The organism is Streptomyces sp. NPDC002536, from assembly GCF_053594995.1.
This window is the reverse complement of record NZ_JBSFWU010000003.1, coordinates 112,477-138,273: the sequence shown is the minus strand read 5'-3', so window position 1 is coordinate 138,273 and position 25,797 is coordinate 112,477. Positions and strand designations below refer to the sequence as shown.

Sequence of the window (25,797 nt, the reverse complement as noted above, 5' to 3'; positions counted from 1 at the left end):
GCTCAACTGCCGTGCGAGGGACGGGGGGAGGGCAGCGTCCCGCCCGCCTGCTGCCGCAGGTACTCGACCGGGTGGCAGTAGTCGAGACCGGCGAGGGACTCGCCGGAGAAGAAGCGGATCAGCAGATCCACGATCTCCGTGGGCCGTTCGAGATGGACGAGGTGGTCCGCGTCCTTGAGCGTGGTGAACCGGACGTCCGGGCACCGGGTGGCGGCCTCCCGGCTCAGCGCCGGAGTGGTCAGCGGATCGTGCTCGCCCGTCGCGACGAGCACCGGGGCGCGGACGGCGTAGCCGCGGGGGAGCTCCGCATGCATCAGCAGCCGCAGGGTGTTGTCCCGGTATTTGGCGACGTCGTCGGCGGTGAGCTCGTTGAGCGCACGGGTCAGGCACCGGACGACGGTGGGCCGGCGCAGCACCGTGGCACGCGGCGAGAAGCACACCATCGTGTGCAGCACGCTGTTGACGAACTCCGTCCGGCTGCCGTGCTCCGCCAGCCGCAGCAGGTGCGACACCCGCGCCCGCGCGTGGTCCGTCAGATGCGCCATGGTGCCCACGAGCGCCACCCGCTCGGCCCGCCCGGGGTGTTCGCACGCCCACTGGTGAGCCACCGCACTGCCGTACGAGGTGCCGAGGACGTTCACCGGGCCGGGAGCCACCTTGGACAGCAGCCGGTCGAGCGCCTCGGCCAGGAAGTCGAATCCGTACCGCGCGGGCAGCCGGTCCGCACTGCCCCAGCCCGGCAGGTCCACGGTGATCACACTCGCCGCCTCCAGGAAGGCCCGCTCCACCCGGCCCCACCCGTTCTGGTGCTGGAAGGCTCCGCCCACCAGGACGATGGGCGCCACTCTGGCATCCGGACGGTGGACGATGCGGCCGCTGTACGCGTAACCGTGGAGGGTGAGCGGGATGACCTCTTCCAAGAGTGCGGTACGCGTCGTCACGGCCGGTCTCCGTTCGTGGGGGGATTCACCAGGGGGAACGAGAGCCGGTGGCTTGACGTTACTGCCCATGTGCCGCCCGTAGCCCGGGTTTTCGGGGAACGGACGTCCGGCTCAGCCGCGCAGCGCATCGATCTCCTCCCGGATGAGACCGGGCAGCCGCGCCGCCAGGTGACGGTGACCGTGATCGGTGACGACCGTCACCACCGCGGTCTCGTCGTGCAGCAGCATCGACATCGCCAGGGGGTGACCCGGGCTCAGCGGGGGCAGCCCCGCCAGCGCGGTGAACCGCGCAGGCCCGAACGTCAGCTGACCCGCATAGCTGGCCGCACTGGTGCACAACAGCGAGGAGAACAGCGGGGAGTCGGCATAGCGGCCGAGCAAGGCGTCGAAGCGGCCGTGCCGCTGCGGCCGGGAGGCCACCAGCCGCGCCTGGGCCTGCGCCCGCTGCTTGAGCGCCGCGCGCCGGGTGAAACCGTCCACCGAGGCGAGCCGTTGCCGCGGACCCCCGCCCGCCGGGAGCGGCACCCGGACCGTCGCGTAGTGGTTGCCCAGCACCACCGGCCCGGAGCCGTCCCGGACGTCCACCGGCACCATCGCGCACACCCCCGGCAGCCGGGACACCCGCCCGGTCAGCCCCGCGGTGCGCAGGGCACCCGCGGCCGCGGCCAGGAAGACCGCGTTGGCCGAGGCCCGCCCGGAGGCCAGGGCGTCGCGGGCCGTGCTCAGTTCGGACACGGGCACCCGGCTCCACGACACCGCGCGCCGTGCGTCCACCGGACCGTGGAAGGGCAGGGGCCGCGCCCGCGGCAGCACGTCCAGCACCGCCCGCACCCGGTCCAGCCGGGACGGTGCGGCGACCTCCGCATCGCCCGGGGAGCGCGGCCGGGGCACCGCCGCCGGGGCGTCGAGCAGGGCGCGCAGCAGCGTGACCAGCGACACCCCGTCGAGCAGGGCGTGGTGGGAGAGGAGGAAGAGGGCGAACCCGCCGTCGGCGGGCAGCAGATGCAGCTGCCAGGGCGGCCGGGCCGGGCCCAGGGGGTGGGCGAGCAACTGGGCCGCGAGGGTGTCCAGCGCGGCGGGGGAGGTGTCGTGGGCGGCCACGTGGTGCGCGGGATCCCACTGCGGGCCCGGCACCCACTGCGGCCACGCGGGGGTCTCGACGGCCGTCAGGCGCAGCCGTTCGTGCACCGCCCAGCGCTGCCGCACCCGCGCCCGGAGTTCGTTCGGCGTCGGCGGCGGGCCCTCGAACCAGGCCAGGAGGCCGGCGGTCATACAGATCGCGCCGCCGCTCTGATGCCGGAACAGCCAGGCGTCCAGCGGCGGCATGTCCACCGCGGCCTGCCGTGCGGTACCGGCTGCGACCAGGGCGGGCAGCTGGGTAGGGGATGTCACGGGTCTCCTCGTCTCGCGGTTCTCCGGCTGCCGCGCGACCGTGGGCCCGACAGCCCGTGCTCCGTCACCGGGCCGTCTCCGCGACGGCCCGGGCGACGGCTCCCGCCCCGTCCTCCCGGCCCAGCCGGCCGGCCAGCCCCACCGCCCGCCGGGCGAACCGGGGTTCGGCCGTCACCCGCCGCAGCGCCTCCGCCAGCCGGGCGGCCGTCAGCCGCTCGTACGGCAGCACCCCCGGGCTCACGCCCAGCCGGGTCAGCCGCGCGGCCCACCACGGCTGGTCCGTGAAGACCGGCACCGGGACCGCCGGCACCCCGGCCCGCAGGCCCGCCGCCGTGGTCCCGGCGCCCGCGTGGTGCACCACGGCGGCCGTGCGCGGCATCAGCCAGCCGTGCGGCAGCGCGCCGACGGTGAGGACGTCGTCCCCCTGCACCGACAGCCCGGCCCAGCCGGACTGCACGATGCCCCGCAGCCCGGCCCGGCGCAGCGCGGCCGACGCGACGGCGCCGAGCCGCTCGGGATCGCCGGGCATCATGCTGCCGAAACCGATGAACACCGGCGGCGGGCCGGCCGCCAGGAAGTCCGCGACCTGCTGCGGGGGCTCCCAGCCCGGGCACTCGTGCGGCCACCAGTAGCCGGCGACCTTCAGCCCGGGCCGCCAGTCCGCGGGGCGGGGCACGACCGACGGGCTGTACCCGTGCCAGATGGGCCACCGGCTGCGCTCGCGCTCCTGCCGCAGCCGGTGACCGCTGCGGTGCGCCAGCCCGAGCCGAGCGTGCAGATTGCGGTGGGCGGCGGAATAGAGGGCGTCCAGCACGGCGTTGGCGGCGCGCCCGCGCAGCCGGTTGCCGTACCCCGGCGGTCGCCAGGGGCTCGTGCACGGCGGGAACGCGGCCGTGGGGACGTCGGGCTGGAGGAAGACGCCCATACTCGGCACGGAGTGGTACTGGGCGACCACCCGGCCGATCGGCGCGGCCAGCGTCGACAGCAGGAACACATCGGCCTTGGGGTCCGCCGCCGCAAGGATGCCGTCGACGAGCGCCAGCGCGGCCCGCTCGGTGGCCCGGGCGAGCCCGAGGACCGCGCCCGGTGAGCGCTGCGCACCCCGGAACCGGCTGTGCGCACCGATCAGTTCCTCGAACGGGTCCGCCTCCAGGGCCCGCATCCGCAGCCTGCCGCAGCACGTCACCATCGGCGCGAACTTCGGGTGCGTGGCGATCTCCACGTCGTGCCCCTCGGCCACGAGCCGGTGGCCGAGACCGGTGTACGGAGCGACGGATCCCGTGGTGCCCGCCGTGATGATCTGGATGCGCATGTCCGGCCCTCCCGCTGCCCTGACCAAGTCAACGAGGCGGCCCCCGCACCGTATCCGGTGCGGGGGCCGCCTCGTCGGCGCCGGGTCCGGCTACTTCGCCGCTGCGCCCGCGGGAACGGGCAGCGGCTTGGTCTCACAGGTGGTGTCGTGCGCCGGGGCCTTGCCGGTGAGGAGGTAGTCGTCGACGATGCCGTCCACACAGGCGTTCTGGTTGAGGAACTGGCCGTGGTCGCCGCCGCCGGTGACCGTCACCAGACGGGAGTTGCGCAGCGCACGGTGGGCCCGCACCGCGCCCTCGTAGTAGGTGGCCGGATCGTGCACCGAGTTGAGCATCAGCGTGGTGGGCAGCCCCTTGCCGGTGACCTTCACCTCGGGCGCCGGGGACTTCGGCCAGTACGCGCACACGGAGGCGAAGGTGAGCGAGCGGGCGCCCATCAGCGGCAGGTTCTTCGTGTCCTTGGCGCTGCGGTCGACCCAGTACTGGACGTTCTTGTTCCACGGAGTGTCGTTGCAGGTCACCGAGAAGAACTCGGCGAGGAACCCGGGGTTGAGGTACGAACCGAACAGCTTTCCCGCCAGCTTCTGTTCGTCCGCGTTCGCGGTGTCCCAGTGGTCGAGGGCGGCGAGCGACGAGGCCAGCGCGGTGAAGCCCTGGTCGGCCGAGTACATCGCCTGGATCGTGCCGCTGTCGAACTGGTTGGGACCCAGCGTCAGGGAGCCCACCGTCAGCGGGTGGTCGTGCAGCGCCTGCCGCCGCTGCTCCCACTTCGCCTTGGCCTCGGCGGCCGTCCGCCCGTAGTGGTACACGTTGTCGTACTTGGCCAGCCACGGCAGGAAGTCCTGCTCGAAGCGGCGCTGGAAGCTCTTCGGCTGCCCCTTCTCGAACTCCTCCCAGCTGCCCTGGAAGGCTATGTTGCTGTCCAGGACGGCGCGTTCGACGTGCTGCGGGTAGAGCGTCGCGTAGTAGGCGCCGATCATCGTGGCGTAGGAGGGCCCGTAGTAGGCGATCTTCTCCTCGCCGAGCAGGGAGCGGAAGAGGTCCATGTCGCGGGCCGTCTGCTCCGTGGTCAGATAGGGCAGCAGTCCGTTGCTGCGCTGCTCGCAGTCGTCGACGAACTTGCGGGAGGAGTTCAGCACCCGCTGGATGTCGGCGGGGGAGCGGTCCCGGAAGTCGCCGGAGAAGAACTCCTTGAACTCCGCGTCCGTCTGGCAGGTCGCCTTGGTGCTTTCCCCGACGCCGCGCTGGTCGAAGCTCACCACGTCGTAGGCGGCGCCCAGGGCGGGCGCGCCCTTGACGAAGCCCGCGGGTCGCATCAGACCCGTGCCGCCGGGCCCGCCGGCCGCCATCATCAGCACGCCGCGCCGCTTGGCCGGGTCGTCCGCCCGGTGCCGGGAGACCTTGATGGTCAGGTCCGGGCCGGCGTCCGCGTGGTGCCAGTCGCGCGGGACGGCCATCGAGGCGCACTCCAGGCCCTGGTCGCAGGACTGCCAGTCCAGCTTCTGGGACGCGTAGCGGGAGGGCACGGAGGGGGCGGCGGGCGTGCGGGCGAGTGCGGCGGACGCCGGAAGGACGGCGGCCGCCACGGCCGCCGTGACCACGCCCGACACAGCGGCAGCGGTACGCCGAGACTTCCGGATCTTCAACATCGGTCCTCCTGGGACGGTTTCGGTTGCAACACCGATCCTTCCGCCCGGGGGACCCCCGATCGATCCCGCCAGTATCCGTTCCGGGGGTGGTACCAGTGCCACCCTTCGGGGCGCCCCGTAAGGGGCGCGGGGCTGTGACAACATGCGGCTCCGCCGCGTGGGCGCGACCAGCCACGACGCGCCCGCAGTCGACGCACCACCCCAGGGGTCCGGGGCGAAGCCCCGGAAAACGGCGCGTCGAGGCTCCCGTCCCTGCGGAGCACCCGGCATGGTCGGTGCATGGACATCGCCGCACTGCGCCGTGACACCCCCGGCTGCGCCCACCGCGTGCACCTCAACAACGCGGGCAGCGGCCTGCTCTCCCGCCCGACGCTGGAGACCGTGGTCTCCCACCTCGAACTCGAGGCCCGCATCGGCGGATACGAGGCCGCCGCACAGGAGCGGCGGGCCGTCGAGGCGACGTACGAGGACATCGCGGCCCTCGTCGGCGGGCGCCCCGAGGAGGTCGCGCTCTTCGACAACGCCACCCACGCCTGGCAGGCCGCCTTCTGTGCGCTCTCCTTCGGCCCCGGCGACCGGATCCTCACCGGCCGCGCCGAGTACGGCAGCAACGTCCTGGCCTACCTGCAGACCGCGCAGCGCACCGGGGCCGAGGTCGTGGTGGTCCCCAACGACTCCTCCGGCGCCCTGGACACCGCCGCGCTGGCCTCCCTCGTCGACGAGCGGGTGAAGCTCGTCGGCGTCACCCACGTGCCCACCGGCGGCGGCCTGGTCAACCCGGCCGCCGAGATCGGGGCGATCACCCGCCGGGCCGGGGTGCCGTTCCTGCTGGACGCCACCCAGTCGGTGGGCCAGTTCCCCGTCGACGTCCGCGAGATCGGCTGCGACATGCTGGCCGCCACCGGCCGCAAGTTCCTCCGCGGTCCGCGCGGCACCGGCTTCCTGTGGGTGCGCACCGGCATGCTGGAGCACCTCGTCCCGTACGTCGCCGAGGTCGGGTCCGCCACCTGGGACGGTGCCCGGGGCTTCAGCTGGCACCGCGGGGCCCGGCGGTTCGGCACCTGGGAGATGAGCTACGCCAACGTCCTCGGACTGGGCAGTGCGGTCCACCAGGCGCTGCAACTCGGGCCGGAGAACATCGGCCGGCGCACCGCCGCCCTCGGCGAGCAGCTGCGCCGGCGCCTCGACGCGGTGCCCCGGGTGACCACGCACGACCTGGGCAGCCGGCGCTGCGCCATCGTCACCGCCAAGGTCGACGGCATCCCCACCGCGGACGTCGCCACCGCCCTGACCCGGCACGGCGTCAACGTCAGCACCACGGTGCCCGGTTACGAACAGTTCGACACGGAGGACCGCGGCCTGCACCCGCTCGTGAGGTTCTCACCGCACTACTACAACACCGCGGACGAACTCGACCGGGCCGTCGAGGTGTTGACGCTCTTCCTGGAGAAGGGTCAGCCCAGGTAGTCGATCTGGTAGATGTGCAGGGTCTTCGTCTGATGACCCAGATAGATGACGACGAAGACCTCGTCGAGGACGAGCATGCGCATGATCCCGTCGTCCTCGCCGTACGGGACGGTCGCGGCCAGCGGATCCGCGCAGGCCGCGGCGAGACCGTCGTTCAGCTGCTCGCTCACGGCCTGCGGCAGCGCGTCCCAGACGGCAGCTATCGTCGCGTCGTACTTGAGCGCGTACACCGTCCCAGGGTGTCAGCCGCAGGCCGCTCCGCGGGAGCGAATCAGCGCAGCTTCCTCCTGCACCTTCCGGGTGATGTCGATCCACTCGCCGGGCACCTCGCGGCCCGCCGCCTCGGCCGCGGCGGCCTGCCGGCCGCGCTCGACCGCGATCAGGGTGCGCTCGGCGATGCCCTGCCACTTCGCGAACACGGCCAGCACCCGGTGCGCCGGGGCGCTGCCGATCTCGTCGGTGAAGCGCTGGGCGAGATCGGGGCTGCCGAGGGCCTCGCGGATGCGCTCGATGCTCCACGGCCGGCCAGTGCTCATGGGTCCCTCCCGCGTAGGCGGCTCGGCCGACCAGATTAGCGAAAGGGGTAGTGCGATTTCAGCGGAACGCGGTGCGGGCGCGCACGACCGGCGTGCGGTCCGCGCACCGGGTCACGAACATGACGCTGTGGAAGGTCTCGTACCCGTACCAGCGGGACGGGAAGTAGACGGCGGCGCCGCGACAGCCCTCCGTGTCGTAGAGGTAGGCGTCGTGTTCCGTCTCGTTGCCGGTGACGCCGGTCGCCTCGCCGACCGGGTAACACCGGCCGTCCACCGGGTCGGTGAGGGAGTGCCGCTCCGTGCCCTGCTTCGTGTAGTAGACGAATGCGCCGCCGGCCGCGCGGGCGTCCGCGGGGGTGACGGCGGTGAGCAGGCCGGCGAGGGCCAGGGCCTCCAGGGCCCGGATGGGACGTCGCATGGCTCTCCTCGGCTGCCGCTCCGCTGCCCGGTCCGCCGCGACGCTACGGGCGGACGGCGGCCGGGCAGGGCCGTTCGGCGGAAGCTTCACCCGAACGACGGCGTGCGCCCGTCAGCCGTCCAGGCCGTACAGACGCCGGGCGTTGCCGCCGCCGGCCATGGCCGCCACCCGCTCGGCGTCGGCCGCGGACCAGGCTCCCTCCGCCGTCCACTCGGCCAGCAGGCCCGTCAGCCCCCGGCGAAAGAGCTCGGTGCCGACGACGAACAGTTCGGGCAGGCCGTGGGCGTCGGTGGAGAACAGCAGCTTGCCGAAGGGCGTCAGCTCCAGCGCCTCGGCCAGGACCGCGCGCGCCCGGGCCCCGGTGTAGCTCAGGGACAGCCCGACGTCGGCGTACACGTGCGGGTACACGTGGGCGAGGTATCCCGAGCTGCGCAGGTACGGGTAGCCGTGCAGGAGCACCACCGAGCAGCCCGTGGGGCGCACCGCCCGGATGAAGTCGGTGAGCAGCAGCGGGTCGCAGCGGTGCAGCCGCAGGTCCGGGTCGCCGAACCCGGTGTGCAGCTGGAGCGGCAGCCCGGTCTCCGCGGCCGACCACAGCAGGTGCCGCAGCAGGACGGGGTCGGTCAGGCGCCCGCCCGGCGCACGGCTGCCGAGCCAGCGGCCGGCCGCTGCGCGGACCTCGGCCCCGGACGGGGGACCGGGGTCGAGGTCGAGGCCGTGGCGGTACGCGGCGATGGACTTGAAGCCCACGGCGGTGCGGGCCGCCTCCCGGACGACGTCGGCCAGGCCGTCGGCGAAGGCCTCGGCGCTGCCGGCCGTGTCGGCCGTGCGCTCCGCCAGGCTCTCCAGCCGGGCGATCTCGTGGACGGCGGCGCCGCCGGCCGCCGCGAACCCGGTCAGGTCCAGCAGGCCGCCGTCCAGACCTGTGTCCATCAAGTAGTCGGTGATCCCGGTGGACCCCAGCAGCCGGCGGTTGACCTCGTGGGCACCCAATTCCCGCCTGCGGTCGAGGTAGTGGCCGGGCGGGCAGTGCGGTTCGAGGCCGAGCAGCGGCGGGCACCAGCGGCGTACCGCGAAGCCGAGCTGGGTGTCGAGGTGGGTCGTGCCGGGCGCGGGGGGTGCGTCGGACTCGGTCAGGTACGCGGCGAAGGTGTCCGCGGTGGGGTCGTCGCGGAGCACGCTGTGACAGTGCTGGTCCACCAGGGGGGACAGGCGCGGCGTGGTCATTCAGTACCGCCGGAGGACGGCGTCGGCGATGTCCTGCGGGGCGGCGCCGGCGTACTGTTCCGCCTCCGCGCGGCGCACGGCGAGGATGGCCTGGAACAGCGGTTCGCCCAGGGTCTCGCGCAGCAGTGACGAGCGTTCGAAGTGCTCCAGTGCCTCGTCCGGCGTGGCCGGCAGGCGCTGCTGCCCCGCCGCGGCGACGGGGTCGCCCGCGACGGGCGGCGGCAGGGTCAGCGCCGCGTCCATGCCGGCGAGCCCGGCGGCCGTCACGGCGCCGGCCACCAGGTACGGGTTGGCGGCCGCGTCGAAGCATTTGACCTCGGCGTTGGCGCCCGAGGCGTGGTCCGGGTCGCCGGTGATGAAACGCAGGGCGGCCTCCCGGTTCTCCAGCCCCCAGCACTGGAACACCCCTGCCCAGCGCGAGGGTTCGAGCCGCAGGTGGCTGGCGGGCGACGGGGCTCCGAGGAGCATCAGGGCGGGCAGCTCGGCGAGCACCCCGGCGAGGAAGGACTCGCACACCTTCGTCATGCCGTACGGGCCGTCCCCGCCCCGGCACAGGTTCCGGCCGTCCTCCCAGAGGCTGAGGTGCAGGTGCGCGCCGTTGCCGACCTTGCCCACCTCGACCACGGGCGCGAAGCCGGCGTCCAGGCCGTGCCGGGCGGACACCGCCCGGATCGTCTCGCGGACGAGGACCACGAGATCGGCCGCGCCCACCGGGTCGGCGGGGGCGACGGAGACCTCGAACTGCCCGGGGGAGTACTCGGGATGGAGCTGCAGCACGTCGACGCTCTGTGCCGCGAAGGTTTCGAGCAGGTCGCGCAGGTAGTCCGAGAGCTCCACCATCCGCGCCATGCTGTAGGCGGGGCCGGTGCCCGCGTAGGCCGGCCCGGGGCCCGGTGCACCGGCGCGGGTGACGACCCATTCGGTCTCGAAGCCCATGCTCAGCCGCAGTCCGCGCTCCGCCGCGCGGTCGGTCATCCGGCGCGCGAACTGCCGCTGGCATGCGGCGTACGGGCGGCCGTCCTGCTCGTACCGGTCGACGGGCGCCCAGGCCCAGCCCGGCTGCCCGGCCAGCAGGGTGAGCCGGTCCAGGTCGGGGAAGAGCCGCAGGTCCCCGTCGGGGCCGCCGATGTGGGGGCTCATGACGGAGGAGTCGTCGGTGAGGTAGACGTCGAAGACCGGCGACATGCCCACGCCCCACCGGGCGGTGTGCGCGAGCCGGGAGACGGGGACGGCCTTGACCCGCGTCAGGCCCGAGTTGTCGACCCAGGTGAGGGCGACACCGTGCACGTCCTGCGCGGTGAGCTGGGCGGCCTCCTGGCGTGCCGCCGACTCCGCCCGCTCCCGCTGTGCTCTCTGCATACCGGCTCCTCCGCAACACTCCGCCCAGAGATTCTGGACCGTCACTTCTCCGATTACACATGGAGCGGGCCGACGGGCGGTGTCGCCCGTCGGCCCGTGCCGCCCGTCGCCGGGGTCAGCGCAGTGCGGCGAGCCGGTTCAGGGCGCTGCGCGCCGCGCCGGCGTCGGCCGTTTTCGTCGTGCCGCAGTACTCGGCCAGGAGCATGCCGGTGGTGTCACCCGTCCAGTCGCCGTTGAAGTTGAACGCGGCGGTGTGGCGGCCGTCCGCGCTGGAGGCGGCCATGGAGGTCGAGCCGTGGATGCCGCCGCCGTGGAACCAGAGGACCTTTCCGCAGGGGAGCGTGGCGGAGGAGACGCCGAGCCCGTAGCGCCCGAGGTTCTTCTCGTCCGTGGGCACGGTGGTCGTCAGCTCCTGCTGCTGCTTCTCCGGCAGCAGCTTGCCGCCGAGCAGGGCGCGGTAGAAGCGGTTGAGGTCGTCGGTGGTGGAGATGATCTCGCCCGCGGACCCGCCCCAGGAGGGGTTGAGCTCGGTCACGTCATAGATCTTCGCGTCGGGCTTCGTGTCCAGGAGCTTGCTGTAGGCCCGGCCGTGCGGGCGGGGCATTCGGGGCGAGGTGCCGGGGAGCGTGGTGCCGTTCAGGTGCAGGGGCCTGATGATGCGCTCGCGGATCTCGGTGGCGTAGGAGCGGCCGGTCACCTTTTCGACGATCATCCCGGCGATGATGTAGTTGGTGTTGGAGTAGTGCCACTTCTCGCCGGGTGCGGCGTACGGCGGGTGGGCCACGGCGATGTCCACCAACTGCTGTGGCGTGTACGTGTCGTAGCGATCCTTGAGGAAGTCTTTCGAGATCCGGGTGAGCATGGCGGGATCCTCGGTGTAGTTGTAGATCCCGCTGGTGTGGTTGAGGACTTGGCGGACGGTGATGCGGCTGCCGTCGTTGCCGTTGCCGTCGACCACGCCCGGCAGCCAGTGCTCGACGGTGTCGTCGAGGTCGATCCTGCCCTCGCTCTCCAACTGCAGCAGGACGGTCGAGGTGAAGGCCTTGCTGATGCTGCCGACCCGGAAGCGGTCCTGGGCGAGGCGCGGGCGGTGCGTGGTGAGGTCGGCGACGCCGGAGGAGCCGTGCCAGACGTCCCGGCCGTTCCGGGTCTCCCCGAGGACTCCCGGCACACCGGCCGCGACCTGGGCGTCCATCGCGGCCTGGGTGGCGTCGTGCGAGCCGGCCGGCGCGGCCGAGGCCGTGGTGGTCAGGGTGGTGGCGGTCAGCGCTGCGGACACCACTGCTGCGGCCAGGGCTCTGCGTACGGTCTGTTTGCGCATCGATGCGGTCCTGCCTCTCCGATCACGGTGACACGTGGGTGTGCCGTTACAGCAGACACGGCCAACTGCCCGCGGGTTGAGCGGGATTCGGAGCAGGCGCGAGATCCGGCCATGGGTGCCGTGGCGCAGCCGGACTCCGCTTCGGTAACTCACTCTTTCGGTGGAATGCACCCAAGGTAATCGGTCGACTACGCTAGGTGTATGCGGCTCGGGGGTGCCGCAGACGGCCCCAGGGGTGTTCCGCGTCCCGGGAGGGTGGGGGCGGCCGGCGGGCGGTGGGGTCCGCCCGCCGGCGCGTACGCGGACATGCAGATCCCGATATGTGCCCATAGGGTGGGCCTGCCCTCGTCGTCACCCTCTTCGAGGAGGGGCACATGCCCACGCACACGCTCAAGGACAAGGTCGTCGTCATCGGCGGCGCATCGAGGAACCTCGGCAGCCTCATCGCGAAGGAAGTCGCAGCGGACGGCGCCAAGGTGGTCGTCCACTACAACAGCCCGTCCTCCAAGGACGGCGCGCAGCGCACCGCCGAGGCCGTCAAGGCTGCGGGCGGCGAAGCGATCGTCCACGAGGCCGACCTGACCAAGGTGTCCGAGGTCGAGGGGCTCTTCGAGGTGGCGGTCGGCGCCTTCGACAAGGTCGACTGCATGGTGAACACCGCCGGCATGGTGATCAAGAAGCCGATGACGGAGGTCACCGAAGAGGAATACGACCGGATGTTCGCCGTCAACTCCAAGGCCGCGTACTTCATGATGCAGGAGGCGGCCAAGCGGATGGAGGACGGCGGCAAGATCGTCACCATCGTCACCTCGCTGCTCGCCGCTTACACCGGCCTCTACTCCGTGTACGCGGGCAGCAAGTCGCCCGTCGAGCACTTCACGCGCGCCCTGTCCAAGGAGCTGTTCGGCCGCAACATCTCGGTCAACAACATCGCGCCGGGCCCGATGGACACCTCGTTCTTCTACCCCGCCGAGAGCGACGACTCCGTCGCGTTCCACAAGTCCTCGTCCATGAACGGCGAGCTGACGAAGATCGAGGACATCGTGCCGTACGTGAAGTTCCTGCTCACCGACGGCTGGTGGCTCAACGGGCAGACCCTCTTCGTCAACGGCGGCTACACCACCCGCTGATCCCGCACCTGGCGCGAATGCCGTATGGACACCGCGGTGCGCGGTGTCCAGGGTCGAGGTATGCGCCCTGCTGCAACTCGCCGACCCGACGCCCGCGATGTCGTCCTCGCCGTGCACGGGGGCGCGGGCGCCGCCCTGTGCCGCGAGGCCACCGACGCCCGGACCGAACGGGCCTACCGCACAGGGCTGGCCGAGGCCCTGCAGGCCGGCTGCGCGGCGCTGCGCCGCGGCGGCAGCAGCGTGGACGCCGTCGAGGCGGCGGTGCGCGTGCTGGAGGATGGCGAACTGTTCAACGCGGGCCGTGGCTCGGTGTTCACCGAGGACGCCGCGCACGAGCTCGACGCTTCCGTCATGCGCGGCACGGACCTGGCCGCCGGGGCGGTCGTGGGCGTACGGCACGTGCGCAACCCCGTCTCCGCGGCCCGCCTGGTGATGGAGCGGACGAGCCATGTGATGCTCGCGGGGCGCGGCGCCGACGAGTTCGCCGAGCGCAGCGGCCTGCCGCCCGTGACCCAGGGCTACTTCCGGACGCAGAAGCGCTGGGACGAGCTGATGAAGGCGAAGGCGAAGGCGGGGGCGGCGGCGGACCACAGCATCACCGGCACCGTGGGCGCCGTTGCCCTCGACGACGCACAGGGCCTCGCCGCGGCGACGTCGACCGGGGGCATGACCGGCAAGCAGGCCGGTCGCGTGGGGGATTCGCCCGTCATCGGAGCCGGTACGTACGCGCAGAACGGCATGGCCGCCGTGAGCGCCACGGGCAAGGGCGAGGGCTTCCTGCGCGGCGCGGCGGCCGTGACCGTGGTGCACCTGATGGAGTTCGGGGGCAGGGACGTTGCATCGGCCGCGTACGAGGTCGTCATGGAACGGCTGCCGCCGCTGGGCGGCACGGGCGGGGTCATCGCCCTGGACGCCCGCGGCGCGCTGGCGGCTCCGTACAGCAGTCAGGGCATGGTGCACGGCCATGTGACGCGGGACGGCACGGTCGTCACGCGGGTGTTCCCCGACGAGTCGCCCGTGTGACACAGGTCATCTGCCGGGATGTGAAGTCACCGCTCTGCCTGGTCATTTGAGTTCAGCACAATCCTCGCTTGCCTATCTTGCACTGGAGTCATGCCTCCCTGCGGCCGAAGATGACTGCATGACCTCCAACACGCCGCAGAACGGCACCACTTCCGCACCCGGCCGCGACCTGCTGGCCGTCGCCAGCCAGACCGGACCGACCGTCACCTTCTTCGACGCCGCCACCCATCAGCTGCTGGATGTCGTCGAAGTCCCCGCCGAACCCCACGAGTTGTGCTTCGACCCCGACCAGCGCGTGCTCTACTGCGCCAGTACGTACGTCTCCGGCTACTACGGCGCCCACAAGGGCCGCGCCCGGCAGGTCAGCGTCATCGACGTCGCCACCCGTACGGTCGTGGACACCCTGGACACCGCCCCCGACCACGCGCCGCACGGCCTGGCCCTCGACCGCGCCCGCTGCCGGCTCTACGTCAGCGTCGAGGCGACCGCGGACGCCCCCGGCGGCGTGCTCGTCTTCGACACCCGCACCCGGAAGCGGATCGGCCGGATCCCGGTCATGGCCGACGGCCCGCACTGGTTCGCGGTCACCCCGGACGGGCGCCGGGGGTACGCGACGAACAAGGAGGCGCCGTTCGTCTCCGTCGTGGACCTGGAGCGCGACGCCTTCACCGGCCGGATCCCCGTGGCCGGAAGCGAGGGACTGGACGTCTCGCGGGACGGGGCCCACGCCTACATCGCCGTCCCCAAGGGCGGCTTCGGCTCCCCGCCCGCCGTGCAGCCGGGCATCCGGGTCGTCGACACCGCCACCGCCGAGGTCGTCCGCACCCTCCCCACCGAGGGCATCGTCTTCCCCGTCCACACCACGGCGACCGGCGCGCTCCTCGCGGGCGAGCTGCGCATGGCGCCGGGGGAGGGCGGTGTCCTGGGGGCGCAGACCGACGGCGTGCTCACCTATTTCGCACCCGGCACCCTCGAGCCCGCCGGGCAGGTCCCCGTCGGCCGGTTCCCCCTGACGATCACCTCGTCCCCGGACGGCACCCGCGCCTACGTCTCCGCCGTGCTGTCCTCGACCGTGACCGTGGTCGACCTGGTGGACCTGTGCGTGCTCGCCACCCTCGACGTCGACCGCAAGGGCGAGGCCGGGGCCCACGGCCTCGCGTACATCCCCGCCGCCGCGCAGCCCGGGACCGCTGCCTGACGATTTGTCGCCTTGTCACCCGACACGCCGAACAAGCCACCCGGGCGGCCCAGCGACGCACGGGCCCGCGGTTGCGCGGGGCCCCGGCTGCCGGGAGTGTGGGGGCGAAGATCACCCAATCTGCTCGGTGTGTCTGCCCGGGCACGGCGCCCCGTCCGTGCCCGGGCGCCCCGGGTGCGGTGCGGATCGTGCGCCTGGCGGTCCGTCACCCGTGAGGAGTCGCGCATGTCCGGATACCGTGCAGCCCTTCGGAGAGGCAGCGGACGGCACCGGCGCCGCCGGCGCCCGCCGGTGAAATCGGCCGCCGCCTTCACCGTGCTGGTCACCTGCTCCGCGTTCGCGGCCACCTCGCTGGACGACCCGCCGCCGGAGTGCGGCAAGAAGGGCCCGGGAGCCTCCTGCACCGGGCGCAACGCCCAGCGGGCGGCCGGCATACGCAGGACGGGCGGTCCGGACGACGCCCCCCGCAACGGCTCGGACCAGAACGCCGCGGAGCCGGACGGCGTCTACGACCGTGAACGCTGCGGCAACACCTCCAACCGGGTCCTGCTGACCCTGGACGACTGGGCCTACAACGACCCGGACCGCGCCGTGCGCGTCGGGGCGCAGCTGCAGTCGCAGGGCATCCGCGCCGCCTTCTTCCTGATCAACCAGTTCGCCGCCAGGTACCCGCAGATCGTCGCCACCCTGCGGCAGCAGGGGCACTGGGTGGCCAACCACTCCTTCTCGCACGCGAAGCTGACCTCGCTCTCCGACCAGGCCCTGAAGGACGAGATCACCGGCGGCCTGCCCAGCAATGTGCTCCGCCCGCCCTACGGGGACGCCGGGGAGCGGGAGCAGGACGTCGCCGCCGACATGGGCTACCGGATCTGCAACTGGACCATCGACACCCACGACTGGGAGAAGCCGGGCGGCAACTTCACGAGCGTGGACGCCATCCGGACCAACGTGCGCAACGCCACCCCCGAGGAGAAGCACAACGGCGTGATCCTCGGCCACCTCTTCAGCAACTTCCCCGACGCCCTGCCCGGCATCATCGGCGACCTCCACGACCAGGGCTACCACCTGTGCCGCAACACCGGCCCGGTCGGCGACCGGGTGCCCTATCCGCTGCAGTGCTGAAGTGCCCCGAAGGGGCGCGGGGAACCGCGCGACCAGCCACGGACGGTCTGCAGCCGACGCACCCCACCCCAGGGGTCCGGGGCGCAGCCCCGGGAGCTCCGTCTGAGGGTGCGTCGTGGCTGGTCGCGCAGTTCCCCGCGCCCCTTCGGGGCGCCGTGTTTACACCGCGGCGGTCAGCAGAGGCCGCAGCGGTCCGCCGCGTGCCCGTTCGACCCAGGGCGCGGCCCGCGTCGCCAGCAGGGTCAGGATCGGTGCCAGGACGATGCCGACCAGCGCGCCTGCGACGACGTCGTGCGGGTAGTGGGCGCCCACCCACACCCGGGAGAAGCCCATCGCCACGGCCGCGAGCAGTCCGATCGCCCCGAGCCTGCGGTCGATCATCCACAGGGCCGCCGCCGCGGAGAAGGCGATCACCGAGTGGTTGCTGGGGAAGGACCAGTCGCCCGGCGCGGGGCAGGCCTCCAGTGTGAAGCTGCCGGGCAGGGACCGGCACGGCCGGTCCTCCTGCACCAGTGTCTTCAGCACCATGTCGACCCCGAACACGGCGACCACCACCACGGGCACCGCCAGGGCCCGGGCCATCACCGGGGCGTCCAGCCGCCGCGCGCGCCACCAGGCCAGGAGCATCAGCACGGCGAACAGGGCCAGGCCGTAGGAGGTCCAGGCGGAGATGGCATCGTTCAGTACCGCGGGGGCGTGCCGGGCCTCCTCGGTGACGTCCGTGTAGAGGCTGCCGTCGATACCCGAGCCGTCGAAGGCAGGCGCAGTGCCCGCCGCCAAACCGATGGTTGTCGCAGTCATTCCCGTCATTTCTGTCGTTACTGTCCGTCCGTGCTCCCCGAGGCGGCCGACGCCGCCCCGGCTGCGGCCCGGCGGCGGCCGCGCAGCAACTCGATGCCGACCGGCAGCAGTGACAGCAGCACTACAACGCCGACGACGGGGAGCAGGTAGCGGTCCACGTTCGGAATGGCCGAGCCCAGTCCGTAACCGCCCAGGACCAGCCCGACCGTCCAGACCGTACCTCCGGCCACCTGCCACACCGCAAACGTCCGGGGGGCGATGCCGAGTGCCCCGGCCAGCGGATTGAGCACGGTGCGCACCACGGGCACGAAGCGCGCCAGCACGATCGCGCGGGCGTGTCCGTACCTGCCCAGCAGTTCCTCGGCCCGCTCCACGCCCTCGTGCAGGCGCTTGTTGCGGGAGCGGGAGAGCAGCGTCCGGCCGCCGCGCCTGCCGAGCACGTAACCGCACTGGGCACCGGCCAGCGCCCCGACGACGGCCGCGGCCAGCACCTGCACCAGGTCCAGGTGCGGTCCGGAGTGCGCTCCCGGCCGGCACAGCAGGCCGGCGGTGAACAGCAGTGAGTCGCCGGGCAGGAAGAAGCCGACGAGCAGCCCCGTCTCCGCGAAGAGGACGACGGCGATGCCGAGCGCCCCGAAGGCCGCCAGCAGCGAGGACGCATCCAGGACATTGACGGCCAAGGTGGCCGCGGGGGGTGCGGGCACGAGCGCGAGGCCTCCCATAATCGAGGACAGGGCCGAACGGCCCCGACTGTCTACAATCCCGTAGACGGTCTACGTGACTGTAGACGATTCCAGGGAGGGAGCGGTTCCCGTGACCGAGTCCATACGCCGCCCGGCGGGCGAACTCGAGGCCGCAGTGCTCTCCGCACTCTGGGCGGCCGACGGCCCGCTGACCCCGCCCGAGGTCCAGCTGGCGCTCGGCGGCCCGCTGGCCCGCACGACGGTGGCGACGATCCTGGCCCGGCTCCACGACAAGGGAACCGTGCGGCGCATCCGCAGCGGGCGCGCCTACGCGTACAGCCCGGCCGTCGAGGACCACGCCGCCCTCGCCGCCCACCGCATGCACAGCGAGCTGGACAAGGAGGCCGACCGGCCCGGCGTGCTCGCCCGCTTCGTCTCCCGGCTCTCCACCGACGACGAGGCGCTCCTGCGCGACCTGCTGCGCCGGGCCCACGGCTCCGGGGAGCCGGGATGATCTGGGCCGTCTGGGCGCCGCTGCTCGCGCCCTTCCTCGCGGTTCCCGCCGCCCGCAGGCTGGCGGGACTGCTGCCGCCGCGCGCCGCGGCCCTGCTGCTGGCCGCCTCCGCGGCCGCCCTGGGGGCGTTCGCCGCCGCGGCGCTGGCCCTGCTGACCGTGGCCGCGCTGCTGCACCTGCCCTTCGTGGCCGCGCTCGGCCACGTCAGGGTGGCCCTGCTGCCGCACGACCCCGCCTTCGCCGTCCCGCTCGGGCTGGCCGCGACCGCGGCCGCCCTCGCCGTGACCGCGGACACCGCCCGCACCCTGCTGCGCCACGTCCGGCAGCTGCTGCGCGCCGGGGCGGAGGCGGCGGGCCGCTCCAGCGCGGGCGACCTGACGGTGCTGCCCGACGAGGCCGCGGACGCCTACGCCCTGCCCGGCCGGCCCGGCCGGGTCGTCGTCACCGCGGGGATGCTGCGCAGCCTGGACGCCGATGAGCGTGCGGTGCTGCTGGCCCACGAACGCGCCCACCTCGCCGGGCGGCACCATCTGCTGCTGCTCTGCGCGGAGCTCGCCGGGTGCCTGCATCCGGCCCTGCGTGCGCTGCGCGCGCCGCTGGCCTTCCAACTGGAGCGCTGGGCGGACGAGGCGGCCGCCACCGCGGTCGGCGACCGCAGCCTGGCCGCCCGCGCGGTCGGCCGCGCGGCCCTGGCCGCCTCCGCGGCCCCGTCCCGCCACCGCCCCGCGACGGCCCTGACCGCGACGGCGGGCCCCGTACCCCGCCGCGTCGCGGCCCTCCTGGCGGCTCCCGCCGCGACCCGCGCCATCCCGGCGGGCCGCACGGCGCGGGCCGTGGCGCTCCTGCTGGCCGCCTGCCTCCTCGCCTCCGGCGCCGCGGCTGCGGATGCGACGAACGACCTGCACGACAACATCGAGACCGCGCAGCACGCCGGCCCGCAGGGCACATGAAAACGGATCCGGGGCTCACACCCCGGACCCGCTCAGCCCTGTCCCCGCCGGAACCGTTCCCCGATCGCGCCCTGGTCGGTCTCCCACCACGGCCGCATCATCTCGGGCGCTGCCGCCTCGGCCGCCTCGGCGTTGTCACCGGCCACCGCGGGCTGCGGCGCGGCCGCGGCGGCCAGTTCCTCGTCCAGCCTCCGGTCCAGCGCCGCCGTGGTGCCGCGCTCCGCGCGCACCCACTCCACGAACACCGCGATCAGGAACGGCAGCCCCACCAGCTCCGCGATCGTGAGCATCAGCCCGCCCCCGATCGCCTGGTCCCGTTCGGCCCCCGGCCCCCACTCCGGCGCGTGCGCCCGGTACCAGCCGCCCGCGATCAGCGTGCTACTGGTCATCACGACGATGCCCGGCACCGCGTCGACGAGCCCGTCGACGAAGACGAACAGCGCCCGCACCGGATGCCCGCACCACGGGGGCAGCATCTCCTCGTGCGAGAGCATCGGCAGCACGAAGAGGCACCCGGTCAGTACGAGCTGCAGGTACATCACCTGGTGCACGGCCTCGTGCCGCAGGGCGGCCTCGAAGTACGGGGTGAAGTAGATGCTCAGCTCGCTGGCCAGGACCAGCACCGTGCTGAGCACCGGGAAGGTCAGCGTGCGCACCGGCCGGCTGCGCAGCGCCCGCTCCAGCCGCTCCCCGGACCGTGCGGGCAGCGCCCGCCGGGCCAGCGCCAGCGGGTCGCCGAGGGCCAGGCCCAGCGGGGCGATCAGGTCGAGCAGGATGTTCTGCACGGCGGCGGGCCAGAACAGCACCCGGTCGTACACCGCGAGCGCGGACATGGTCGCGACGGCCGTCGTCCCCAGGCCCAGCACCGCGAAGGCGAGAGTCCGGGCGACCGGCCAGCGCTCCCCGCGCCGCGTCAGCCTGACGACGCCCCACGCGTACAGCCCGCCCAGCACGACGACGGCCGCGAGTCCGAACGGATCGGCCTGCCACGTCCCGAGCATGCGCCCGGGCGTGAGCTCAGGAAGGTTTGCCACTGCCACGGACGTTCAGCGTAGGGGCGGCGAAAAAGGATCACTCGGCGGGTTCGTTCTCTTTGCCAACGCACAAGAAATGGCTGTATTCGGCCAAGTTCACACCAAGGAGAAACCATGGAAACACCCCCTGGTGGTGAAGTTTGGTCAAGTCCCCGAACGGGCGCGGGAGCATGAGTCGGGGGTGCGACGCGGGGGCGTGCACCGGGAGGAGGACGAACAGGTGACGCACGAGCAGGGACCGGTGCCCGCTCCGGGGGTACGGCACAAGAAGCGCCGGCTGCAGTACGAGCTGATCGGGTGCGGCCTGCACGGGCACAGCCTCGTCGGCACCGACGCCGCACAGGTGAGTCCCGGGGACGCGCTGCTGGTGCGCGAGACGGCCGACGGGATGCGCTGGCACCGCTGCCTGCGCTGCGACGCCTGGCTGCCGCTGCCGGCCCCGGACCGCCCCACGGCGCAGACCGTGCCGGAGCGGCACACGATCGAACTCCCGCTGCGCGGCCGCCCGCTGCGCGACCGCTACGTCCTGCGGCTCATCGCCGTCGACCGGCTGGTGCACTTCCTGGTCCTCGGCGTGCTGGCCGTCGCCGTCTTCGCCTTCGCGCGCGAACGGGAGCGGCTGCGGGGCCCGTTCTACCGGATCATCGACGCCGTGCAGAACGGCGTCGGCGGCCCGAGTGGAACCGGCCGCCACGGCTTCCTGGGCGACCTGGACAAGGCCTTCGCCGCCCACACCTCCACGCTCTGGGTGGTCGGTGCGGTCGTCGCGGCGTACGCGCTGCTCGAAGGGATCGAGGCGATCGGCCTCTGGCTGGCGAAGCGGTGGGCCGAGTACCTCACCTTCGTGGCGACGGCCGTGCTGCTCGCGCCCGAGATCTACGAGCTCACCGGGCACATCAGCGCCACGAAGATCCTCACCCTGCTGATCAACGTCGCGGTCCTGGTCTACCTGCTGTTCGCCAAGCGGCTGTTCGGGGTGCGCGGCGGCGGGCGCGCGGAGGAGGCCGCGCGCGAGCGCGACATGGGCTGGGAGGCCCTGGAACGGGTCCACCCGGGCCCGGTGCGGAACGGTTCCTGAATGACGGTGCAGCGAGCGGAGCGCCGCCCGGCGGACCTGCTGCGGCGGCTGCCCGCGACCACGGTGTACGTGGCCGTGCTGCTGGCCACCGCCGGCTGGATGGCCACCGAGTCCAGATCCGGGCAGGCGCGGTTCATACGGCACATCAGCAGCAATGTGCACCACCTGAAGGTGGGCAAGTGGTGGACCCTGCTCGCCAGCGGGCTCGTCGTGGACGGCGTCCCCGCGCTGCTGGGCATCGGCGCGGTGGCCACGGCCGTGGGCCTGGCCGAGTGGCGCTGGGGCACGCTGCGCGGGATGGGCATCTTCCTCTTCGGCCACCTCGTGGCGACCCTGCTCACCGAGGGCGCCATGTGGCTGATGCGCCTGGCCCACCTCCCGGGCGCCCTCAGCCGGGCCCGGGACGTGGGCATCAGCTACGGGCTGGTGGCCACCGTCGCCTGCCTGCTCGCCGTCGGCAGTGAACGGTCGCGGCGCTACGGGCTCGGCCTGCTCACCGCGGCGCTCACGATCGCCTGGACCGTCGACCACGAACTGGCCGACGCGGGCCACCTCGTGGCCCTCGGCCTCGGCGTCCTGGCCGCCCGCAGCCCCTGGTTGTCAGCGCACCCGGACCGTGGTGACGGGTGAGGTCCGCAGCACACTGGGGTGCCTGTCGTCGGGGTCGGCCATCCTGTACAGCACGCCCCGGAACTGCATCATCCCGCGCCGCTGCGGCGTGATGCGGGTGTCGACCCTGGCCCCCGCGCCCGAGCTCGCCGGGTTGCCGCACGACACGATGCGCCAGGCCTCCTGGCCGCCGTCGCGCTCCTCGACGCAGGCCTGCAGATAGTGCGCCGCGTCGTCGTCGCCCGCACCGCTGACCCGCACGGCCTGACCGGAGCGCACGGTGTGCGCGGCGGCGCTGATCTCCATGGCCCCCTTGGCAGCGGCAGGCGCCGCCGCCAGAACCACCACCACGACGGCGACCAGTACGTGCCGCATGCGTGTCCTTTCACCAGGCGCCCCGAAGGGGCGCGGGGAACTGCGCGACCAGCCGCAACGAACCCGCACCCGACGAACTGCACAAGACCGTTGCACCCCGAGTGGAACGCTAACCGCTGCGCGGCCGTCTGGAGTCGATCCGGACGGACTGCAGGAGTCCGACGGCCCCGCAGACGGCGAACATCGACGAGCCTCCGTAGGAGACGAACGGCAGCGGGATGCCGGCGACGGGCATGATGCCCAGCGTCATCCCGATGTTCTCGAAGGACTGGAACGCCAGCCAGCACACGACCCCGACGGCGAGCAGCATGGCGAACATGTCCCCCGCCCGGCGGGCGATGACCATCGCGCGCCACAGCACCACGCCGACCAGGGCGATGATGGCGCCCGCGCCGAGGAAGCCGAGCTCCTCGCCGGCGACGGTGAAGATGAAGTCGGTCTGCTGCTCGGGGACGAAGCCGCCGTTGGTCTGGTTGCCGTGGAAGAGGCCCTGCCCCACCAGCCCGCCGGCCCCGATGGCGATCCGGGCCTGGTGGGTGTTGTAGCCGACACCGCCCGGGTCCAGCCCGGGATCGGCGAAGGCGGCGAAGCGGTTCAACTGGTAGGCGCTGAGCAGATGCAGGGAGAAGACGGCCGCGACCACGGTCGCCGCCACGCCCCCCAGCGCGGCCAGGTACCGGGCGGGGACGCCGGCGGCGAACAGTATCCCCGCCGTGACCGCCGCCAGCACCAGGCTGGTGCCCAGTTCGTGGCTGGCCATGATGACCAGGGCGGGCACCCCGAACAGGGCCAGGGCCGCCAGCATGTGCCGCGGCCCCGGCGCGGGTGTGTCGCGCGCGTCCTTCGCCTCGGCCAGCAGTGCCGCCAGCATCACGACCAGGGCGAGCTTGACGAACTCCGAGGGCTGCAGGGAGAAGCCGCCGCCGATCACGATCCACGAGTGGGCGCCGTTGATGGTGCTCGCCAGCGGGGTGAGCACCGTGGCGAGGAAGAGCAGTGCGGCGCCGTAGAACACCGGGGCGTAGCCGCGTAGCCGGCGGTAGTCCACGATGCTGAGGGCGATGCACAGGACGAGCCCGATGAGCAGGTTGAGCAGGTGCCGTTTGAGGTAGGTGTGCGGGTCCGTGCCCGTGACGTCCTCGCGGTGCATGGTGGCCGACCAGGTCAGCAGCCCGCCGATCGAGCCGAGCGTCACCACGGCGCCCAGCAGGATCCAGTCCAGGCGCCACAGCGGCGAGGCACGGCCGAAGGCCCGCAGGGCGGGCCGACGGGCAGCGGCCTGTGCATGCACGAGCGAGGTTCTCACGGTCACGCCCTCCGGATTCGCCGTGGGGAACAGCCAAAGCGGTGGGGCAGACTCTACAGTTAACGACTTGCGCAACCGTTAAAACTATTGTCGTTCAAATGTGTCCGTGCTGGTGAAGGGCGCAAAGGCGTGGCTGAAGTCCCAGGTGTCCTGCTGCAGTCCGGAGCAGGTGTCCGACCCCTTGGTGCCCGGGCAGCCGCCGTTGTCCCGCTGGAGCGCCCAGAACGACAGGGTGTTGACGCCGTGTGAGGCGGCCCATTCGGCCACCTTGGCCGCGTTCTGGACGGTGAAGGTCTCGGCGGGCCCGTAGTCGTCGATGCCCGGCATCTCCGTCACACCGGTCATGGCCCACAGTGCGTCCGAGGACTTGTCCGGGTAGAGCTGCGCCAGCTGGTCGTGCAGCCCGTCGGCCGCCGAGACGGTGTCGGCGGCCATGTCGTGCGTCGCACCGTCGTAGTAGTCGAAGGTCATGATGTTGACGACGTCGACGCGGGTGCCGTTGGAGACGGCGTTGTCGAGGACCGCGAGGCCGCTGTCGGCCAGGCCGTGCGTGGTCGTCGGCAGGGTGTAGGAGAACTGCACGGCGCGGCCCGTGCCCGCGGCCCAGTCCTGCACCTGCTTGACGGCCTTGTTGCGGCGGTCGATTCCGGCCGTGTTGGTCAGGGAGTTGTCCTCGATGTCCAGGTCCAGGCGGGTCACCCCGTAGGTGGTGATCACGTTTTCGTAGGCCTGGGCGATCCTGTCGACGTCCGTGCAGCTGTCGGCGAGTTCGGTGCCTCCGTTGTCGGCGGCGTATCCGCCGAGGGACGGGATGACGTCGCCGCCGTTCGCGCGGATGGTGCTCACGTCGGAGCCGAACACGGCCTGTGACACGGGCTTGTTGGTGTCGCCGTTCCAGTACGGGGTGCACGAACCCCGGGCCTCGGTCTGCAGGAACGCCAGCGTCAGGTACTTCGCCCCCGACTGGGCGGAGAGCGCGGCGGGACTTCCCGGCGTGTAGGTCTCGTAGTAGGGCGCGAAGACGTGCGGCGGCAGCGAGGGCGTGGCCGCCCGTGCCGTGCCGCTGCCGCCGCCCAGGACCAGGCTTGCGGTTGCGGCCGTGGTGGCCACTGCGGCCGTCACGGTGCGGAGGGATATGAGTCGTCTCACGGAGGCTCCCGGTGGCCGATGTCGTGCACTGAGGTGGGGGCTCTTGTGCGGGGAACATCGTTGGACCGGACCAATGCGGTGTCAAGATGTGGAACACATCGTGTGCGCGGACGAGTTGAGCGTCCGACGACGCGGGGGTGAATCTTCGTGAGCGCAGAAGAATCCCCCCGCTCCGGGTGCCCGTACACCCGGAGCGGGGGGAGTTCCGTCCGACTACTGCGACCGTCAGCCGTTGGCCGAGCCGTTGCCCGACAGGATCGGGATCTCGTCCAGGATGTGCGACAGCGCGTCGTCGCCGTCGTTGATCGTGGAGTTGTCGGTGCACTGCTGCTGCTGCTGCGAGGTGAGGATCGGGATGTCCTGGAGACCGATGTTGATGAGGCCGATGACCGACTGGATCTCGGCCTTGCCGATGGCGATGCAAGGCTTGTTGAGCGTGCCCTGGATCAGGCTCATCTGCGGGCTTTCCTGGCCCCCGGTCTTGGTGTTGCCGTAACCGGTCTTGGCGCCGTTCGCGTTGGCCACGTCGGTGTCGTTGCCAATGGCCATCGCCGGGGCGGCCATCGTGCCGACCGCGGTAGCCGTCAGGGCCGCCGTGGCGAGTACCTTCTTGAGCACTTCTCTAGCCTTTCGATCGATCGAGCGTTTCCCGCTGGGAAGTGATCTGAGTAACTCCGGGCAAATTAAGAAGTTCCGGACTTTCACTCATTCGCCCCATTGCCCTCCGTACCGGTTCGGCGCAGCGTGTCCCATCCGGCGTGTCCGGCCGGGCCGTTCGGCCACGGATCGCGACAAGAGGCCGCGGGTTTCGCCATGCTGGGGCACATTCCGGCCGAATCCGGTGGACCCGATGGAGGCGCACCCATGACCGTCGAATACGTCCGCTATCGCATTGCGGACCCCGAGCGCCGCACCGCCTTCGAGAAGGCGTACGCGGCCGCGGTGCAACACCTGTACTCCGCGCCCCAGTGCCTGGGCTATGAACTCTCCCGCGGAGTGGAGGAGCCCGAGCGTTACGTCCTGCGCATCGAATGGACCTCGGTGGAGGACCACGAGAACGGGTTCCGCCGGGGCCCGCACTTCCCGCCGTTCCTTGCGGAGATCCGGCCGTTCGCCGGCGACATCGAGGAGATGAAGCACTACGAGCGGACGCTGGTGGTCGACAAGGAGAGGGGCTGACCGGGAGGTGTGACCGGTCCCACCCG

At 72.4% G+C, this 25,797-nt stretch carries 26 protein-coding genes and 1 pseudogene; 10 read left to right on the top strand and 17 right to left on the bottom strand.

The features are described from left to right. Nucleotides 1-2 precede the first annotated feature (2 nt). The 4 genes from ACWD4B_RS02420 to ACWD4B_RS02405 all read right to left on the bottom strand — a co-directional run bounded on the left by ACWD4B_RS02420 (nucleotide 3) and on the right by ACWD4B_RS02405 (nucleotide 5,292). Complete coding sequence (locus ACWD4B_RS02420) at nucleotides 3-941, bottom strand: alpha/beta fold hydrolase (RefSeq protein WP_451418998.1); 939 nt, start codon at nucleotides 939-941, stop codon at nucleotides 3-5. Nucleotides 942-1,052: 111 nt separating this feature from the next. After that, nucleotides 1,053-2,333, bottom strand: a complete 1,281-nt coding sequence (locus tag ACWD4B_RS02415; RefSeq protein WP_451418997.1) for a wax ester/triacylglycerol synthase domain-containing protein — start codon at nucleotides 2,331-2,333, stop codon at nucleotides 1,053-1,055. A gap of 64 nt (nucleotides 2,334-2,397) precedes the next feature. Further along, nucleotides 2,398-3,645, bottom strand: coding sequence for a glycosyltransferase (locus ACWD4B_RS02410; RefSeq protein ID WP_390778665.1), 1,248 nt, complete (start codon nucleotides 3,643-3,645; stop codon nucleotides 2,398-2,400). A gap of 90 nt (nucleotides 3,646-3,735) precedes the next feature. Continuing rightward, a complete protein-coding gene (locus ACWD4B_RS02405) occupies nucleotides 3,736-5,292 on the bottom strand; it encodes an alpha/beta hydrolase (protein WP_451418996.1) in 1,557 nt (518 codons plus the stop codon). Between the two features lie 279 nt (nucleotides 5,293-5,571). Between ACWD4B_RS02405 and ACWD4B_RS02400 the strand changes: the two genes are divergently transcribed. Further along, a complete protein-coding gene (locus ACWD4B_RS02400; protein WP_451418995.1) occupies nucleotides 5,572-6,759 on the top strand; it encodes an aminotransferase class V-fold PLP-dependent enzyme in 1,188 nt (395 codons plus the stop codon). On the opposite strand, the gene ACWD4B_RS02395 is transcribed toward ACWD4B_RS02400, so the two are convergent. From ACWD4B_RS02395 to ACWD4B_RS02370, 6 genes are all read right to left on the bottom strand, one after another. After that, nucleotides 6,747-6,989, bottom strand: a complete 243-nt coding sequence (locus tag ACWD4B_RS02395) for a hypothetical protein (RefSeq protein ID WP_336412292.1) — start codon at nucleotides 6,987-6,989, stop codon at nucleotides 6,747-6,749. The genes ACWD4B_RS02400 and ACWD4B_RS02395 overlap by 13 nt on opposite strands. Nucleotides 6,990-7,001: 12 nt before the next feature. Further along, nucleotides 7,002-7,295: a hypothetical protein gene (locus tag ACWD4B_RS02390; RefSeq protein WP_336412291.1), complete on the bottom strand. Its 294-nt coding sequence runs from the start codon at nucleotides 7,293-7,295 to the stop codon at nucleotides 7,002-7,004. Nucleotides 7,296-7,353: 58 nt separating this feature from the next. Continuing rightward, nucleotides 7,354-7,713, bottom strand: a complete 360-nt coding sequence (locus ACWD4B_RS02385) for a hypothetical protein (protein WP_451418994.1) — start codon at nucleotides 7,711-7,713, stop codon at nucleotides 7,354-7,356. Nucleotides 7,714-7,824: 111 nt separating this feature from the next. Then, the gene (locus ACWD4B_RS02380; RefSeq protein WP_451418993.1) at nucleotides 7,825-8,940 is read right to left on the bottom strand and encodes an amidohydrolase family protein; all 1,116 of its coding nucleotides are present in this window, start codon (nucleotides 8,938-8,940) and stop codon (nucleotides 7,825-7,827) included. Next, a complete protein-coding gene (locus tag ACWD4B_RS02375) occupies nucleotides 8,941-10,299 on the bottom strand; it encodes a glutamine synthetase (RefSeq protein WP_451418992.1) in 1,359 nt (452 codons plus the stop codon). A gap of 115 nt (nucleotides 10,300-10,414) precedes the next feature. Further along, nucleotides 10,415-11,620, bottom strand: coding sequence for a serine hydrolase domain-containing protein (locus ACWD4B_RS02370; protein WP_451418991.1), 1,206 nt, complete (start codon nucleotides 11,618-11,620; stop codon nucleotides 10,415-10,417). A gap of 374 nt (nucleotides 11,621-11,994) precedes the next feature. Here ACWD4B_RS02370 and ACWD4B_RS02365 point away from each other — a divergent pair, with 374 nt between their 5' ends. From ACWD4B_RS02365 to ACWD4B_RS02350, 4 genes are all read left to right on the top strand, one after another. Next, nucleotides 11,995-12,750, top strand: a complete 756-nt coding sequence (locus ACWD4B_RS02365; protein ID WP_336412286.1) for an SDR family oxidoreductase — start codon at nucleotides 11,995-11,997, stop codon at nucleotides 12,748-12,750. Between the two features lie 60 nt (nucleotides 12,751-12,810). Beyond that, nucleotides 12,811-13,773 (top strand): isoaspartyl peptidase/L-asparaginase family protein, encoded by a 963-nt coding sequence (locus ACWD4B_RS02360; protein ID WP_451418990.1) that lies wholly within the window; start codon nucleotides 12,811-12,813, stop codon nucleotides 13,771-13,773. A gap of 118 nt (nucleotides 13,774-13,891) precedes the next feature. After that, on the top strand, nucleotides 13,892-14,971 hold the full coding sequence (locus tag ACWD4B_RS02355; RefSeq protein ID WP_451418989.1) for a YncE family protein: 1,080 nt from the start codon (nucleotides 13,892-13,894) through the stop codon (nucleotides 14,969-14,971). A gap of 225 nt (nucleotides 14,972-15,196) precedes the next feature. After that, nucleotides 15,197-16,093, top strand: a complete 897-nt coding sequence (locus ACWD4B_RS02350) for a polysaccharide deacetylase family protein (RefSeq protein WP_336412283.1) — start codon at nucleotides 15,197-15,199, stop codon at nucleotides 16,091-16,093. Between the two features lie 159 nt (nucleotides 16,094-16,252). Here the strand turns inward: ACWD4B_RS02350 and ACWD4B_RS02345 are convergent, their stop codons facing one another. Together ACWD4B_RS02345 and ACWD4B_RS02340 are read right to left on the bottom strand one after the other, a co-directional pair. Continuing rightward, nucleotides 16,253-16,894: a phosphatase PAP2 family protein gene (locus tag ACWD4B_RS02345; protein WP_451418988.1), complete on the bottom strand. Its 642-nt coding sequence runs from the start codon at nucleotides 16,892-16,894 to the stop codon at nucleotides 16,253-16,255. Nucleotides 16,895-16,911: 17 nt separating this feature from the next. Continuing rightward, nucleotides 16,912-17,616, bottom strand: a complete 705-nt coding sequence (locus ACWD4B_RS02340; RefSeq protein WP_451418987.1) for a DedA family protein — start codon at nucleotides 17,614-17,616, stop codon at nucleotides 16,912-16,914. Nucleotides 17,617-17,707: 91 nt separating this feature from the next. On the opposite strand from ACWD4B_RS02340, the gene ACWD4B_RS02335 reads away from it, so the two are divergent. Both ACWD4B_RS02335 and ACWD4B_RS02330 read left to right on the top strand, forming a co-directional pair. Then, nucleotides 17,708-18,091, top strand: a complete 384-nt coding sequence (locus ACWD4B_RS02335; RefSeq protein ID WP_336412279.1) for a BlaI/MecI/CopY family transcriptional regulator — start codon at nucleotides 17,708-17,710, stop codon at nucleotides 18,089-18,091. Continuing rightward, entirely contained in the window at nucleotides 18,088-19,041 is a 954-nt protein-coding gene (locus tag ACWD4B_RS02330) for a M56 family metallopeptidase (protein WP_451418986.1), read from the top strand. The genes ACWD4B_RS02335 and ACWD4B_RS02330 overlap by 4 nt, the downstream gene beginning before the upstream one ends. A 32-nt stretch (nucleotides 19,042-19,073) precedes the next feature. On the opposite strand, the gene ACWD4B_RS02325 is transcribed toward ACWD4B_RS02330, so the two are convergent. Next, nucleotides 19,074-20,042, bottom strand: coding sequence for a cytochrome c oxidase assembly protein (locus ACWD4B_RS02325; protein WP_451419021.1), 969 nt, complete (start codon nucleotides 20,040-20,042; stop codon nucleotides 19,074-19,076). 253 nt (nucleotides 20,043-20,295) lie between these two features. On the opposite strand from ACWD4B_RS02325, the gene ACWD4B_RS02320 reads away from it, so the two are divergent. Further along, nucleotides 20,296-21,153 (top strand): DUF2127 domain-containing protein, encoded by an 858-nt coding sequence (locus ACWD4B_RS02320; RefSeq protein ID WP_451418985.1) that lies wholly within the window; start codon nucleotides 20,296-20,298, stop codon nucleotides 21,151-21,153. Beyond that, nucleotides 21,154-21,783 (top strand): rhomboid-like protein, encoded by a 630-nt coding sequence (locus ACWD4B_RS02315; protein WP_451418984.1) that lies wholly within the window; start codon nucleotides 21,154-21,156, stop codon nucleotides 21,781-21,783. It abuts the gene before it with no gap. Here ACWD4B_RS02315 and ACWD4B_RS02310 read toward each other — a convergent pair. From ACWD4B_RS02310 to ACWD4B_RS02295, 4 genes and pseudogenes are all read right to left on the bottom strand, one after another. Then, a complete protein-coding gene (locus ACWD4B_RS02310; protein ID WP_451418983.1) occupies nucleotides 21,754-22,137 on the bottom strand; it encodes a hypothetical protein in 384 nt (127 codons plus the stop codon). The two genes, ACWD4B_RS02315 and ACWD4B_RS02310, sit on opposite strands and share 30 nt — an antisense overlap. A gap of 109 nt (nucleotides 22,138-22,246) precedes the next feature. Next, entirely contained in the window at nucleotides 22,247-23,449 is a 1,203-nt protein-coding gene (gene rodA / locus ACWD4B_RS02305) for a rod shape-determining protein RodA (RefSeq protein ID WP_451418982.1), read from the bottom strand. Nucleotides 23,450-23,551: 102 nt separating this feature from the next. Then, a pseudogene (locus tag ACWD4B_RS02300) lies at nucleotides 23,552-24,553 on the bottom strand (chitinase); the annotation flags it as partial. 264 nt (nucleotides 24,554-24,817) lie between these two features. Beyond that, the gene (locus ACWD4B_RS02295; RefSeq protein ID WP_414166996.1) at nucleotides 24,818-25,210 is read right to left on the bottom strand and encodes a rodlin; all 393 of its coding nucleotides are present in this window, start codon (nucleotides 25,208-25,210) and stop codon (nucleotides 24,818-24,820) included. Nucleotides 25,211-25,456: 246 nt separating this feature from the next. Here ACWD4B_RS02295 and ACWD4B_RS02290 point away from each other — a divergent pair, with 246 nt between their 5' ends. Beyond that, nucleotides 25,457-25,771 (top strand): antibiotic biosynthesis monooxygenase family protein, encoded by a 315-nt coding sequence (locus tag ACWD4B_RS02290; protein ID WP_336412272.1) that lies wholly within the window; start codon nucleotides 25,457-25,459, stop codon nucleotides 25,769-25,771. Nucleotides 25,772-25,797 lie beyond the last annotated feature (26 nt).